The sequence below is a fragment of the Lactobacillus sp. ESL0700 genome, assembly GCF_029392095.1.
GTDB lineage: Bacteria > Bacillota > Bacilli > Lactobacillales > Lactobacillaceae > Lactobacillus.
In genome coordinates, this window is sequence record NZ_CP113930.1 from 1,700,591 (window position 1) to 1,715,103 (window position 14,513).

Genomic DNA, 14,513 nt, shown 5'->3' on the forward strand with positions numbered 1-14,513 from the left:
TCATCATGAATGGATATAATGTTGCAATTTTAGGTGCCACTGGGGCAGTCGGTAGCCGCCTAATTAGTCAGTTGGCAGAGTCAAATATTCCTGTTAAAAATTTACGACTGCTCGCATCCGCAAGGTCGGCTGGCAAAGTTCTAAAATTTAAAAATGAACCCTTAACGGTGGAAGAAACCACCTCGGATTCATTTAAAAATATTGATTTAGTTTTGGCTTCTGCCGGTGGGAGTGTCTCACAGAAGTTCCTCCCCATTGCCGTTCAAAATGGCGCCGTTTGCGTCGACAATACCAGTGCATTCCGCATGGAACCCGACGTCCCACTAGTAATCCCGGAAGTTAATCGCGCAGCACTTAAAAAGCACCACGGAATTATTGCCAACCCCAACTGTTCAACTATCCAAATGGTAATCGCCTTAGCGCCAATCTATCATGCCTTCGGTCTAAAACAGGTTATCGTCTCAACCTACCAAGCAGTTTCTGGTGCAGGTCAGGCGGCGTGGAACGAAATGTTGCACCAAGCACAGCAGCGCCTAAATAATGAGCCAATGACTGCCGCCATTACACCAGTTAAGGGCGAGCCACACCATTATCCATTAGCCTTTAATCTCTTGCCGCAAATTGACGTCTTTGAAGATAATGGCTACACGCATGAAGAATGGAAGATGATTCATGAAACCAAAAAGATTCTGTTGGACGACATGGACAGTCCCGACATTAAAGTCACGGCAACCTGCGTTAGAGTTCCCGTCGAATTAGGCCATGGCGAGTCGGTCTACATTGAAGTCGCTGATCAACACGCAACTGCTGCCGACTTACGGCAGCAATTAGCGCAGATGCCAGGAGTTGTTATTCAAGATAATCCGGCAGAACAGCTCTATCCGCAACCATTAACCGCTGCCGGCAAACGCGAAACCTTTGTTGGCCGTCTGCGTGCCGATGAAGAAAATCCCGGTGCCTTCAATATGTGGATTGTTTCCGACAATTTGCTTAAAGGCGCGGCATGGAACACAGTCGAAATCGCTGAATGCTTAGTCGAAGACAATTTAATTTAATCAAAAAAGCAATACCTGATTCAAAATCAGATATTGCTTTTTTATATGTTTAAGAATAAAACTTAGTTGGCCTAAAAGACTTAATTATCAAACTTTTAGGCATTAAAATTCAAATCTTGATGCCAGCATTCAATGAAATCTTGGAATACTTGTCTATTTTAGGCATTATTAAGTTAGATTTTAGCAGTCTGCTTGGACAAGTCACGATTGATTTACTGTACTTCTTGTAAGATTTTATACCATAAGTGGTAGTAGATGATGAGTCCCAATTATCTTTATAAGATAATCACAATATCAATCCAATTTTATCAATTAAATTCGACAAAATGTTTTTAAAATTTAAATTAATATATGATAATTCAATAAAACAAGTATGACTTTTTGTACCATACCAATGGTAATCAGTAAATAATCTTTTTATCAGTTTATCTAATAATTCCATAGTAGTAGACTTGACCACTCATACCATTTTCATCTTGAATAAAAATAACATAATAAAATTGTACTAATTCCACAATGCTAACTGCATGACTCTGTCAATATTTTCAATTACTGCAGGTTCAAATTAATTACCAAGAATATTGCTTTAATATTTCATCAGCACAATCAATAATAATTTGGTCAGGTACATAGTACGGATTCGGTCCTAATTCAAATATCCCGTTAGTTCTACCAGCTACCATAAATCTTCTTTTTCCAAATCCAGTTATTATAGCTGAATCAATTAAAAGAATTTTTATATTATTTTCTATTTTATTTGCTTTATTAACTTCTTTAAATCTAAAAGCTGGAGAGATTACAGTTACTAGCACAACTTTAGAAGTTAGACTATGAACCTTATAAGTTACCATAGACTTAATCCACCAGATAGAATCTACTGTATGTCAAATAAAACATACCAATCATTTATGTAGCTTGCTCCTTCTTTTAAAATTTTCTTTGCATCCTCAAAATTATCATACCTAAAAGTCATACTATCATCTGGTCCATAGTGAAATAACTTATTACGGATATTCGCATACATTGCATACATTTTAGACATCAATTCTCGTTGTTTGCTATCCCACTTAATTTTAAAATTTTCATTAGCAACTTTAGCTGTAGCTGCAGCTGGATTATTACCAAAAACACTACCATAATGTGTATAACCATTACCATTAACTAACCCACTATCAATTTTTTCAACTTCTTTACTTAAATAATGATCTATTAATTTTAAAACTGGAAACGCCAAATCACTATAATCCTTCTTTTCGTCATCATTAAACTTATTAGCATCAAGCTTATAATTGTACGCTGTTGACTGCATTAACGCATACAGATCTGTAGACAATTCACTTACATCTGTAATCTGTGGGAATAGTTCTTTAAAAGCCTCATTAACAGAAGATGACTCCAATCTTTGTCTGGATTGATTATTAAGTGCTTCAATAAGCCGACCTTCAAACCTATTAGTAAGCATAATCAATGCATCACTAACTTCCTTGAACAAAATACTGTCTTTTCCTTGAATCAAAACTCTTTTATTAGGATAGTAAATTGCAGTAGTGCTAATATTACCGTATTTAAATTTCTTTATTTTTCCATTATTAGAGTGCTCAGATTCTTTCTTTGAACATTCAAGTGGCTCATTAGTCATCTTAAGCCAAAATGATGTAACTTCATCATCTAAAGAATCCCATACTTCCGAATTAACCATATTAAACGTAATTGAGCCATTACTATGAATTTTATAACTTGTCGCTTCATCAAATGAACTAGACATATTTTTCCTCCTATATTTAAATAGTTTACTTTATTTATATAATAGTATAGCGCTTTTTATTAAAAACAAATTTATATTTTTATTATTTTCGAGCTTATATATATTCAAATTACTATTTATGCCAAGCAAAAAAGTGCTTAGTCCATAAACTAAACACTTCTTAAAATATCTATTAATTCTTACATTATAATCCTGCCTGCTTACGCTCCTTCTCATACTTTTGCAGCGCCTGCAAGACTTGCGGCCAGTAACGTTTAGGCAAAATTAATTGTAATTTGTCCTGATAAATAGGAAAATCACTGGCTTTCATGCCGGTAATCCGTGCTAAATCCTGGTCAGACAAGTGATATTCCCTGGTAATTCGCTTAATTTCAACGGATGCATGTCCGCGAAACCACGACCAGACGAAGAAGGCCAGTGCAAAGCCGCCTGCGGTTAAGACTGCATTCGGGAGAGTCCAACCAAAGCTGCGCAAACAGATAAAAAAGGCGGCAATAAAGGCAATTAATGCCGAAACTATACCATAAATAACAGGAAAAAGTGAGTTCTTATGCATTTTGCCCTCCTAAAAGTCTTAATTGCCAAAAATACTATTATTGTTGCCATTATTTGAATTACTATCATTATTCGAGTTGGCATCAGTTGAGTTATTCGCGTCATTGCCATTATCAGTATCACTAGAAACAACAGAAGAATAAATCTGATAATTAGTGAAGGCATTAGGGTCCTTCCAATTAATGCTATTGCGCTGCTCATTCAACTTATTAAGCCGCGTTTCATCATTATCCAGAATTTCTGTATCAAAACCCAAATTCGTTCGCAGCTGATTAGATGTTTTTTGTAAAGTATCAGTTGAGGCAACTTGAATTGAGGAGCCATTAATCCACGCATCGTGGCCTTGGATATAGCCACTCTTCAGATTGTCCATACAGCCGCGATAGTTCATCGCCAAGGCAAGCATATCATTGAAAGTCAAATTGGTCTTCACATATTTAGTAAAGATTTTAACCAACTTGCGATAATTGGTAAGGGTATTGATTGACATTGCCTTATGAACAACTGCCGTTATTACCTGACGCTGCCGCATCTGACGACCATAGTCGCCGCGGGGATCATCATGGCGCATTCTAACATAAGCTACTGCGTGCCGCCCATTCAAATGTTGCTTTCCTTTATGAAAGTCACACCAATCATACGAAAATTTAAACGGTACGTTAACTTCAACACCGCCAACGGCATTAACCAGATTCTTCAGTGCCTTCATATTAACTTCGACATAGTAATTAATTGGCACATTGACAAGAGCCGAAACCGTCTTCATCGACGCGTTGCTACCACCAATCCCGTAGGCCGAATTGATGCGGAACATGTTGTACTTGTCGCCGGGATCGCCCAAAATATTAACCAACGTATCACGTGGAATCGAGGTCATCGTTGCCTTATTTTTATCAGGATTAGCCGTTGCCAAGATTAAGGTATCGGAATTTCCCTTATCATGCCGTCCTTCAATCCCCTGGTCAACACCAAGAATTAAAACCGAAATCGGTTGTTTATTAGCAATCCTAGCCGACGTCGCTGTGTTGCCGCCCGGGCCGTCAATTGCACTATGCAGGCTAAAATACATGTGTGCTGCCCAAGCCAAGCCGCAACTCACACACAAAACCGCAACAATCCCGACAATGCGCATAAAGGCATTTCCTGTTAAAGTAGCGGCCGGGGCCGCGAAGGCATGATTGCGATGAAGTTTTAAAGAAGATCGACGACGATAATCTTCCCTTCGTTTAGAGTTTGGATTCATTCCTTTATCTATTCCCTTCCAATAACTGTCCAAATGTATTTGTAACACTTTTAAACTTGAATTAAAATATTATCAAATATAATTAATAATATCTTATTTTTTTGCGTTTTCGCACAATCATTATTAACATTAATTAGATACATAAAAGGAGAATTTTTAATGACAATTCCAAAAAGAACCGCCGTTCCTGAAGAACTCAAATGGGATTTAACCCGCGTGTTTAAATCTGATACTGACTGGGAACACGAATATACAACAGTTAAAACAGAAATACAAACCTTAAGCAATTTACAGGCGAATTTTGCCAAATCAGGACATGATTTATATGATAGCCTAACTAAGATTTTAGTAGTTGGTCGCAAGCTGGAAAAACTCTACGCCTATGCGACATTATCAAGTGACGTCGACACGAGTAACGCCCACTATTTGGGGTATGTTGCACAAATTCAATCCTTAGCCAGTCAATTTGAGGCCGTGACGTCCTTTATCAATCCCGCAATTTTAGGTATTTCAGAAGCAGAATTAAAGCAGTTTAAGCAAGACAAGCCGCAACTCAAAGACTACGACCACTGGCTGGACCAGATTACGCAAATGCGGCCACATACATTGTCTGCCAAAGAAGAAAAATTAGTGGCAGACGCTGGTGACGCAATGGGCGTTTCCGAGAACACCTTTAATGTTCTCACCAATTCCGACATGGAATATGGCTACGTCCAAAACGATGATGGCGAGATGGTGCAGCTCTCTGATGGTTTATATTCACTATTAATCCAATCGCAAAATCGTGACGTGCGCCAAGATGCCTTTGACTCAATGTACGCAACTTACGGTCAATTCGAAAATTCGCTGGCTTCAACTCTTTCCGGCGTTGTTAAGGAACACAATTACAACGCGCAGGTGCATAATTATGACTCTGCACGCAGCGCAGCTTTACACGAAAATGGTGTACCAACTGTGGTTTACGACACTTTAATTAACGAAGTTGACTCCCACCTCGACTTGCTCCACCGCTACGTTGCTTTACGTAAAAAGATCCTCGGCTTAGATGATTTACAAATGTGGGACATGTACGTGCCATTGACTGGTAAGCCGGCAATGGCATACACCTTTGATGAAGCTAAGAAAGAAGCCAAAAAGGCCTTGGCTCCACTAGGTGCTGACTACCTAAAGCACGTCGACTATATTTTCAACAATCGTGTAATTGATGTCGTTGAATCACAAAATAAGGTCACAGGAGCATATTCTGGTGGCTCTTACGATACTGACCCTTACGAACTGCTCAATTGGGAAGACAACATCGACTCACTCTACACACTGGTTCACGAAACCGGCCACTCTGTTCACAGCATGTACACCCGAGAAACTCAACCTTACGTGTACGGTGACTACCCGATTTTTGTTGCGGAAATCGCATCAACTACTAACGAAAACATTCTAACAGAATACTTTTTAGATCATGTGACTGACCCCAAGACGCGGGCCTTTGTCCTTAACTATTACCTTGACTCCTTCAAGGGCACACTCTTCAGACAGACACAATTTGCGGAATTTGAACAATATGTTCATGAGCAAGATGCCAAGGGTGAACCGCTGACTGCTGACCGCCTTAACGAATTTTACGGTCAATTGAACCAACGTTATTATGGCGACAGTGTTGAGCCAGGTGGCGATATTGCCAAGGAATGGGCACGCATCCCCCACTTTTATTACAACTTCTACGTTTATCAATACGCCACTGGCTTTGCGGCTGCAACTGCCCTTGCCAACAATGTTGTTCACGGAACAGACGCGCAGCGTGAAGCCTATCTTGGTTACCTCAAGTCTGGTTCAAGCGATTACCCTGTAGAAATCATGAAGCGCGCCGGCGTTGACATGACTAAGAGCGCTTATTTGGAAGACGCATTTGCCACTTTTGCCAAGCGCTTGGATGAGCTTGAGAAAATTATCGCAAATAATTTCAAATAAGACTTGCAAGTTGCGAGCACAAATAATATAACTATTAAGGAAACAAAAAAGTTTCTCACATCAAAAAACGACTTCTCACTGAGGAGTCGTTTTTAGTTTGCAAATAATTTAGACTTTTTAATTGGCTACTTACTAATTAGCTTAATGTCAAATTGAGGCTATATTCGCAATTATAATTACGTATTGGATAGTAATGTGCATTTTATATACTTATTAAAAAGCACTCAGAATCTTGACTGTAAAGTATTATAGTAGAATATAATTCTACTAATAGTAAGCTTATTATTTGTTTGCTTTGGCTTCGACATAATGGTTAAACAGCCAAAGGTCAATTGCTAGTGCGATAATGTCATAAAATAAGAAGACCCAAAAGTCACCTATCATACTGATTTTGGGGACTGTTACTTCCATGTCTTGATAAGAACTTCCAAATAGAAAATGATTGATATTGGCGTATACATCCCACCAAATACTGTAGCTAATCACTAACAACCAACTAATTAGCACAATCATCAACAGCCGCACTAGCCAAGTGATGATTTTATGCGACTTACCCGGCCCAAAGTCAATCACAGCATGACTGCTGAAATTTAAAAGACTGACAGTCAAATAAACAGCTAGGCCAACAAGCAACAATAATAATGCGGCCAAGAATAGTTTTCCGACATTTAATAATGTTAAATGCGATAGCCAATAACCAAAATCAACTACCTGCCGCCTAGTAACTTTATCAAATGGAGAAAGTACCCCTAATATAACTGCCAACTCAATTCATAACAAAAGATCAAGGTAAATAAACGCAAACCCAGAAGAAATTGTGTTAGCTAAATATAATTCGCTATCGTGCATTGGTATCAAGCGCCAAGTTTGTTCTCGGTTAAACTTTTCATTCTGCCAGCAAGTAATTCCTAGATAAATTAAATTTGCTAGCAAACCAAATAAGATAAAGGCTGTTTGCAAATAGTCTGGATACAAGTTTTCCCGCTCGGCAGCTGCCGTTGTAAAAAACATAATTAACGAAAAAACCACCGTCGCAAATAATTGCACGCCGAATGTTCGGTGTGCCAACCGACTTTTTTGCTTAAAGAGTACTTTAAATACAGACCAAGAACTTCTCATTATATTCTCCTATATCACATAATTATGCCTAATCTTAGCATTATTATGGTTATGATTCTTTTGTGAAATTATTAAGAAAAATAAAAAGATCCAGTATTTTTAATACTGGATCTTCTCTCTATTTTGCGTATTCCTGCCAAAACTTCCAAGCTAAGTCTTGGTAAAGTTTGCAGCCATCTAAATAATTACTTACTGGTGTGTATTCGTTAGGTTCGTGAGCAACATCTCCCGGTGCTGGACCCATAATTATGATGGGAAAGTCTCCCTTGGCACGGATGTATTCCGAAGCATCGGTTGCTCCTGTATCAGCGACAAAATTACCACCGTAATTCATCTTTTCCTTAATAACAGCCTGCGTTAACTTAGCAAGCTTAGTGTGCTTTTGGTTAGGCAGTGGCACCTCTGGGAAACTGTAACGAATTGTGAGTTCCGCTCCCTGTTGGTTTAACTCCGCCACAATCTCCTCAAGTTCTTGATAAATTTGGTCATTCGGGTAAAGCGGGGTTGTTCTAATATTGCCCGAAAGCCAAGCGCTATCTGGAACTGAATTAATTTGACTGCCGCCTTGGATTTGACTAATTACATGAGTTAAAGGCCCCAACACTGGATCTACTTGATCATGGCTGTCCATCTTGGCTTGAGCTTGCTCAGCAAACTTAATCAGCGGCATAATTGCATTTTTACCTTTTTCAGGTGTTGAAGAATGAACGGTCACGCCCTTAGAAGTTACATAATAATCAATTACACCCTTGTGCGTTACCACAACATCACAGTTGGACGACTCACCAATAATTAAACCATCAAGGTCATCGGCGTAGCCTTCCTTAGTTAGTTGTGCCGCGCCGTATTCGCCAGTTTCTTCACCAACTGATGCTAGTAAACGAATGCGGCCTGGTAGTTCCTGGCCACTTTCTAATAAATCAAGCATGGCCACGACCATTGCAGCAAGTCCTGACTTCATGTCACTAGCGCCGCGCCCATATAAATTACCGTCTTTAATCGTCGCGGTAAATGGCGGTGTTTGCCAATTATCCAAGCTGCCTGCAGAAACTACATCTTCGTGACCAGAAAAGCCTAATAATGGCCCCTTCTGACCCATATCAATCACCAAATTATCACGATCTTCGGCGTACTGTACTCGCATAATTTTTACCGGATAATCCTTAAATAAGTCGGCTAAGTAATCAGCCACCGCTGTTTCATGATCATTAGCCGATTCGATTCCAATTAAATCGGACAATATTTTGAGTGCTTTTTTATCTTCCATAATATTTGCCTCTATGCTTCCAAAACCTTGGCTAAAAAGTCTTGTGCCCGCGCCGTCTTTGGCTTCGCAAAGAATTCACTTGGTGCCGCCTTTTCTTGAATATAGCCATCTGCCATAAACCAAACTTGATCGGCCACATTCTTGGCAAAGCCCATTTCATGGGTAACAACAACCATCGTCATCCCTTTTTGAGCTAAATCCTGCATAACCTTCAACACCTCACCGACCATTTCCGGATCAAGTGCACTAGTTGGCTCATCAAAGAGCATCATTTCTGGATCCATTGCCAGTGCCCGGGCAATCGCCACCCGCTGCTGTTGACCACCGGAAAGGCTAGCTGGGAACGCATCAGCCTTATCAGCTAAGCCAACTTGTGCAAGTAATTCTTTGCCCTTTGCCGTAGCCGCTTCTTCTGTAACGTGCTTAACTTTCATCGGTGCCAATTTCAGATTTTCCAAGACACTCATGTGTGGGAACAGGTTAAATTGTTGGAACACCATGCCCATCTTTTCCCGCAAAGTATTCAGCTCGTCTTCACTCAAAGAAGTCAGTTCTTTATTTTCAAAAATCACTTTGCCGGAAGTCGGCTGATCGAGCAAGTTCAAGCACCGTAAAAAAGTACTCTTACCAGCGCCTGAAGGTCCAATTAAACAGATAACCTGACCATCTTTAACTTCGGCGTTAATATCTTTTAAAACTTCATTATTGCCAAAAGTCTTTTTCAAATGTTCGACTTTAATTAATGGTTCCTCGTTATTCATGCTTCATCTTCCCTTCAAATACCTTCATCAAGCTGGACAAGCCAAACGTAATGATAAAGTACAAAATCATCGTAATTACTAATGGCATCACGCCCCGGTAAGTATCAGCCTGCACAATTCTTGATTGATAAATCAGATCTTTAACCCCGATAACTGACACAATTGAACTTTCCTTAATTAAGGAAACAAATTCGTTCCCCAGAGCTGGCCAAATATTTTTCATTGCCTGTGGCATGATAACGTAACGCATCGTCTCTGTCCGTGACATTCCCAAGGACCGCGATGCTTCGGTCTGGCCCGGTGCAATTGAGTTAATTCCTGAACGAATGACCTCCGCAACATAAGACGCCGAATTAAGCGAGACTGCAATAATACCGGACAGTAATGCGGGAATGTTGACCACTAAGCCTAAGCCAAAGTAGATAAAGAGCAGTTGAACCATCAGCGGTGTGCCCCGAACAAACTCAATATAGGCTGTTGCAATTGAGTGGGCAACTTTATTACGGCTTAACCGCATCAAGGCAAGGATAGCACCTAATAAGAAACCAAAGAAAACAGAAATTGCGGAAATGAATAATGTGTAGCCCACACCAGCAACGAAGAAGTCCTTGTATGCCCACATGGAATTATCAACCTTGGCTGTCTTTTTGGATTTGCCAGATACTGCCAGATACTTACCTGCTTTTGGCAAATACTGCTTTTTAATTAAGTTCTTTGCTTTAATTTCATCGATTGATTTGTTGGCTGCATTGACTAAGCTCTGTGCCCCTTTATGGAAGGCAATCGCTGAGCCAACTGACTTGTCTTTAAAGCCCGAAGGAATATTGATAATGCCCGTTGTATTTTTAACGTAAGCATCAGCCGAAGCTGAGTCAACTGCAACTGCATCAAACTTGTGTGTTTGCAATGCCAGGATTAAGTCGCTATCCTTGTCCATTGTTTTTAGCGTTGCTTTTGGCGCTTGCTTTTTAATTAAATCACTCTGCAAACTACCTGTTTGTGCCGCAATTGTTTTGCCGGCAAAAGAATGATAATCATGATATTTCTTGGCATCGGCCTTTCTAATAATCAAGTCTTGACCACTAGCATAATAGACTTGACTAAAGGCAACACTCTTTGCTCTCTTAGGTGAAGCCGACATTCCGGCGATTACCATATCGATTTTGCCAGTTTCTAGAGCAACAAGTAGCGAGTCAAAATCCATTGTCTTAACGACCAGCTTCACTCCCATGTCGTGAGCGATTTTCTTGCCGACCTCAATGTCCATGCCAAGCACCTTGGACTTGCCGTTAATGTTCTTAACAAACTCGTAGGGCGGGAAGTCGGGACTGGTTCCCATGATTAACTCACCCTTTTGTTTAACCTTTTTTAAATAATTATCTGTTGCTTGCGGTGCTTGTGCTGCCTGCACGCCACTAACACAATTGACTAACATTGTCAGTGTTACCAGCATCACTAAGGCAGCCTTGAGCCATTTAATTGCCTTTTTCATATTATTCCTCACTTCTTGAAATTAACGCGATTAAAAAATGAATTGCCCAAATCACATCGTCGTTTACTTATTAAATTCATTTTTAACCTCCTAAATAGAAAAACTCGCCCCTTCTTACATTCCTGTAAGAAGAGACGAGTTTTTACCCGCGGTACCACTCTTGTTGATACAAAGTATCCGCTTATTAATTGACTGCATTATCGCCTAAGCACGCCTTCATTCACCCTCTAATTTGCCTTCCACTCTATGCAAACTCGCTTAATAGAAAAAATGAATTACTACTCCTAAGCTATTTAAATAGAAATTATAACAGAAAAATCTGGATTGTCCATTATTTTTTGCTTAAAAGTTAAAAAATAATTAGAAAGTTAAATTAAGGTGGCTTACAAAAAATTACAAACAAAAACTGATGAAGAAATAACTTCCACATCAGTTCTTGTTTTTTAAAAGATATTATCTTTAAGCTTGTGAAGCACCAGAAACGGCATCTGAGTCGTCTTCCTTAATTTGATTATCCTTAGTTACAGGGTAAGGCTTAATTCTTGAAGGATCAGTGTTTGACTTCAAGTTATCAGCAGTGTAGTTAAAGTGAGTTAATCTTGCATGCTTAACGTCTTCAATTGTCTTGCAACCAGTTAATTGCATATCAATAATCAATTCATCATTTAATTGCTTGATAACTGATTCAACACCCTTAGCACCACCAAGAGCCAAAGCGTAAAGGTAAGGACGGCCAATACCAACAATATCAGCACCCAATGCCAAAGCCTTGAAGACATGAGAACCACGACGAACACCTGAGTCAAAGATAATTGGAACACGGTGGTTAACTGCCTTAGCAATTTCTGGCAACATGTCAATAGTAGCTGGACCTGAATCAACTTCACGACCACCATGGTTAGTAACATAAATACCATCAGCACCGGCACCCATTGCAAGGTATGCATCTTCAGCACATACTACACCCTTAACAAATACTGGTAAACCTGACATTTCCTTAATCCGGCGAACATCATCTGGACCAATCTTTTGTGCAGATGAAGCATACATTTGAGCAACAGTTTGACCTTCACCCTTACCACCTTGGTAACGAGTAAAGAAGTCTAGTGGAACTGGGTAAGCAAACTTAGTTCTCAGGTTTGCTTCACGATAACCAGATACCAAAGCATCAACAGTCAAGAAGATACCCTTGTAGCCTGCCTTTTTAACTGCATCAAAGACCATCTTGTTGAATTCCCAATCTTTACTTAAGTAAAGTTGGAAGAAGCGTGGTGCATCTGGAGCAGCTGCAGCAATATCTTCAACACTCTTATTAGCATAAGTACTCGATGAGAACAATGCACCAGCAGCTGCAGCACCCTTTTGAGTAGCAACTTCGGCGTCCTTATGAGCGATACCATGACATGCAATTGGTGAAATCATGATTGGTGTCTTCAAATCCATGCCCATAAACTTAGTATCAGTTTGTGGATCAGTCATATTCGTCAATGCCCGTGGGACAATTTGGAAATGGTTGAAGGCAGTGGTGTTGTTACGCCATGTCCATTCATTTTCTGAACCAGAAGCGATGTAGTAGTATGCACCTTCTGGCATAACACTCTTAGCACGTTCCTCAAGTTCATCAAGGTTAATCATACTAATTGCTTCATCACGGTCACTTTGTGGAAACCCATTATAATAAGCTGTCATTTTAATAACTCCTTTTCTCCTACATAAATATCTACATCTCTATTATACATGGAAATGCTTACAATAGTTAGTGAAATTTTCAAAGAATGTTAAATTAACGCCAACAAGAGTGCTTATTTTTTCACAAGCAAAAAGGAAGCAACTTAACATTACTTCCTAAATTGGTTATTTTCCTATAAATTATGCTTAACTAGATGAGTGAAGTAAGTAACAAGATAAATAAAAACTTCGATCACTGCAATAAAAAAAGTTACGGGTAAATTGGTGGCAAAGCCCAAATATAGTCCCAACCAGACACCAATTAGGGCAAAGAAGACCGACCAGGCAATCATCGAGCCAACGGTTTTACCAAGATAATTAGCCGTTGCTGGTGGTAAAGTCAATAGAATGAACACGAGTAGTGAACCCACAATCTGCGCACCAACAGAAACAGACATTGCTAGGGCAATGAGAAAAATCAAGCTAACCAGCCCTGTTTTTACCCCATGAGCTAGGGCACCAATGTGATCAAACGAATCAAAATTCAATTGCTTTTGGATAACAAAGATGAGTAGCAATACAATCACTGATAGCCCAACTAGCTGGATAACCCCCTGCTTGTCAACGCCAATAATACTGCCGAATAAAATATTCGTTGCATAATTACTATTAGCACCAGAAATGGCTAAAAATAAAACACCGAGACCAATAAATAATGCAGAAATCGCACTAATTGATGATTCTTTCTGCTCGCTGTGCAGCGATAATTCGCCAACACTAATTGAACCTAACAAGGTAAACAGCAGCATCCCCCACAAGGGACCAATCCCCAGCCACACGGCAAAAGCCGCACCAGCAAAGCCAATTTCGGACAAGGTGTGAGCCAAAAAGCTAAAGTTGCGGGCCACGACATAGACCCCAACTGTCCCACAAGTAATTGCAATAAACGTGCTGGCCAAAAAGGCGTTGCGCATAAATGGTAATGCAAACATTATTCGTACGCCTCCTCAAACTGGGACATCTTGCCCTGCTCAATCGAACCGTTATTTAAATACAGATAATCCTTCATATACTTGCGCGCTAGCGGCACATCATGAGTCACAAACAAAACTGTAATTCGATGCTTCTCATTCAAATGCTTAATTAGGCCCATTAGTTCATCTTTGGCTGCTGGGTCAAGACTGGCTGTTGCTTCATCTAGAATAATCACATTGGGATTATCAAGTAAGGTCTGTGCCAAATATGCCCGCTGCTTTTGACCACCAGAGGCTTCACCCATTCGCGTATTTTTAATAGCGTACAAGTTAGTTTCTTCAAGCTGAGTTTTAATCGCCTGCTTAACTTTTTTCGTTTTAATCACCGGCGCGTTCAAGGCAATGAAGGCCTCGATTGACAGTGGATACTCTGCATCAATATTGCGAAATTGCGGCACGTAACCTAAGCGGACACCTTGAGTAAACGCAAATGACCCACTTGTTGGCGTTAGCATCTTCATTAAGACGTTAATTAGTGTCGTTTTACCAGCACCATTTGGTCCTAAAAGTGCCGTCATCGATCCTTCTTTCAATTTGAAATTCAGGTCAGTAAAAACCGCCTGCTTATCAAATTTCATACTAAGATTAT

General features: G+C 39.8%; 14 protein-coding genes. 2 read left to right on the top strand and 12 right to left on the bottom strand.

All coding sequences use genetic code 11. The annotated features are described in order from the left end of the window. The first annotated feature begins 2 nt into the window (after positions 1-2). Positions 3-1,055 (top strand): aspartate-semialdehyde dehydrogenase, encoded by a 1,053-nt coding sequence (locus tag OZX63_RS08160; protein WP_277145115.1) that lies wholly within the window; start codon positions 3-5, stop codon positions 1,053-1,055. A 569-nt stretch (positions 1,056-1,624) separates the two neighbouring features. Here OZX63_RS08160 and OZX63_RS08165 read toward each other — a convergent pair. The 4 genes from OZX63_RS08165 to OZX63_RS08180 all read right to left on the bottom strand — a co-directional run bounded on the left by OZX63_RS08165 (position 1,625) and on the right by OZX63_RS08180 (position 4,618). Beyond that, positions 1,625-1,906 carry a hypothetical protein gene (locus OZX63_RS08165; protein ID WP_277143063.1) on the bottom strand — a complete coding sequence of 94 codons (282 nt, stop codon included), beginning with the start codon at positions 1,904-1,906 and terminating at the stop codon, positions 1,625-1,627. Positions 1,907-1,929: 23 nt separating this feature from the next. After that, the gene (locus OZX63_RS08170; protein WP_277143065.1) at positions 1,930-2,820 is read right to left on the bottom strand and encodes a hypothetical protein; all 891 of its coding nucleotides are present in this window, start codon (positions 2,818-2,820) and stop codon (positions 1,930-1,932) included. A 184-nt stretch (positions 2,821-3,004) separates the two neighbouring features. After that, positions 3,005-3,376 carry a hypothetical protein gene (locus OZX63_RS08175; protein WP_277132065.1) on the bottom strand — a complete coding sequence of 124 codons (372 nt, stop codon included), beginning with the start codon at positions 3,374-3,376 and terminating at the stop codon, positions 3,005-3,007. Between the two features lie 18 nt (positions 3,377-3,394). Next, positions 3,395-4,618: an LCP family protein gene (locus OZX63_RS08180; protein WP_277143067.1), complete on the bottom strand. Its 1,224-nt coding sequence runs from the start codon at positions 4,616-4,618 to the stop codon at positions 3,395-3,397. Between the two features lie 159 nt (positions 4,619-4,777). On the opposite strand from OZX63_RS08180, the gene pepF reads away from it, so the two are divergent. Next, positions 4,778-6,583, top strand: a complete 1,806-nt coding sequence (pepF, locus tag OZX63_RS08185; protein ID WP_277143069.1) for an oligoendopeptidase F — start codon at positions 4,778-4,780, stop codon at positions 6,581-6,583. Between the two features lie 282 nt (positions 6,584-6,865). Here the strand turns inward: pepF and OZX63_RS08190 are convergent, their stop codons facing one another. The 8 genes from OZX63_RS08190 to OZX63_RS08225 form a co-directional block, all read right to left on the bottom strand. Further along, complete coding sequence (locus tag OZX63_RS08190; RefSeq protein WP_277143071.1) at positions 6,866-7,348, bottom strand: hypothetical protein; 483 nt, start codon at positions 7,346-7,348, stop codon at positions 6,866-6,868. Positions 7,349-7,354: 6 nt separating this feature from the next. After that, on the bottom strand, positions 7,355-7,651 hold the full coding sequence (locus tag OZX63_RS08195; RefSeq protein ID WP_277163666.1) for a hypothetical protein: 297 nt from the start codon (positions 7,649-7,651) through the stop codon (positions 7,355-7,357). A gap of 169 nt (positions 7,652-7,820) precedes the next feature. Next, positions 7,821-8,969 carry an ArgE/DapE family deacylase gene (locus OZX63_RS08200; protein ID WP_277143075.1) on the bottom strand — a complete coding sequence of 383 codons (1,149 nt, stop codon included), beginning with the start codon at positions 8,967-8,969 and terminating at the stop codon, positions 7,821-7,823. 11 nt (positions 8,970-8,980) lie between these two features. Continuing rightward, on the bottom strand, positions 8,981-9,730 hold the full coding sequence (locus OZX63_RS08205; RefSeq protein ID WP_277143078.1) for an amino acid ABC transporter ATP-binding protein: 750 nt from the start codon (positions 9,728-9,730) through the stop codon (positions 8,981-8,983). Further along, a complete protein-coding gene (locus OZX63_RS08210; protein WP_277143080.1) occupies positions 9,723-11,222 on the bottom strand; it encodes an ABC transporter substrate-binding protein/permease in 1,500 nt (499 codons plus the stop codon). The genes OZX63_RS08205 and OZX63_RS08210 overlap by 8 nt, the downstream gene beginning before the upstream one ends. Positions 11,223-11,681: 459 nt before the next feature. Beyond that, positions 11,682-12,911, bottom strand: a complete 1,230-nt coding sequence (locus OZX63_RS08215) for a lactate oxidase (RefSeq protein ID WP_277143082.1) — start codon at positions 12,909-12,911, stop codon at positions 11,682-11,684. Between the two features lie 173 nt (positions 12,912-13,084). After that, a complete protein-coding gene (locus OZX63_RS08220; protein ID WP_277143083.1) occupies positions 13,085-13,882 on the bottom strand; it encodes a metal ABC transporter permease in 798 nt (265 codons plus the stop codon). After that, entirely contained in the window at positions 13,882-14,502 is a 621-nt protein-coding gene (locus tag OZX63_RS08225; protein WP_277145116.1) for an ATP-binding cassette domain-containing protein, read from the bottom strand. The genes OZX63_RS08220 and OZX63_RS08225 overlap by 1 nt, the downstream gene beginning before the upstream one ends. Positions 14,503-14,513 lie beyond the last annotated feature (11 nt).

What these genes read in the sequence shown, in the direction of transcription:
- OZX63_RS08165 (WP_277143063.1), bottom strand. Translation starts at nt 1,906, where the DNA reads ATGGTAACTTATAAGGTTCATAGTCTAACTTCTAAAGTTGTGCTAGTA.
- OZX63_RS08170 (WP_277143065.1), bottom strand. Translation starts at nt 2,820, where the DNA reads ATGTCTAGTTCATTTGATGAAGCGACAAGTTATAAAATTCATAGTAAT.
- OZX63_RS08175 (WP_277132065.1), bottom strand. Translation starts at nt 3,376, where the DNA reads ATGCATAAGAACTCACTTTTTCCTGTTATTTATGGTATAGTTTCGGCA.
- OZX63_RS08180 (WP_277143067.1), bottom strand. Translation starts at nt 4,618, where the DNA reads ATGAATCCAAACTCTAAACGAAGGGAAGATTATCGTCGTCGATCTTCT.
- pepF (WP_277143069.1), top strand. Translation starts at nt 4,778, where the DNA reads ATGACAATTCCAAAAAGAACCGCCGTTCCTGAAGAACTCAAATGGGAT.
- OZX63_RS08200 (WP_277143075.1), bottom strand. Translation starts at nt 8,969, where the DNA reads ATGGAAGATAAAAAAGCACTCAAAATATTGTCCGATTTAATTGGAATC.
- OZX63_RS08205 (WP_277143078.1), bottom strand. Translation starts at nt 9,730, where the DNA reads ATGAATAACGAGGAACCATTAATTAAAGTCGAACATTTGAAAAAGACT.
- OZX63_RS08210 (WP_277143080.1), bottom strand. Translation starts at nt 11,222, where the DNA reads ATGAAAAAGGCAATTAAATGGCTCAAGGCTGCCTTAGTGATGCTGGTA.
- OZX63_RS08215 (WP_277143082.1), bottom strand. Translation starts at nt 12,911, where the DNA reads ATGACAGCTTATTATAATGGGTTTCCACAAAGTGACCGTGATGAAGCA.
- OZX63_RS08220 (WP_277143083.1), bottom strand. Translation starts at nt 13,882, where the DNA reads ATGTTTGCATTACCATTTATGCGCAACGCCTTTTTGGCCAGCACGTTT.
- OZX63_RS08225 (WP_277145116.1), bottom strand. Translation starts at nt 14,502, where the DNA reads ATGAAATTTGATAAGCAGGCGGTTTTTACTGACCTGAATTTCAAATTG.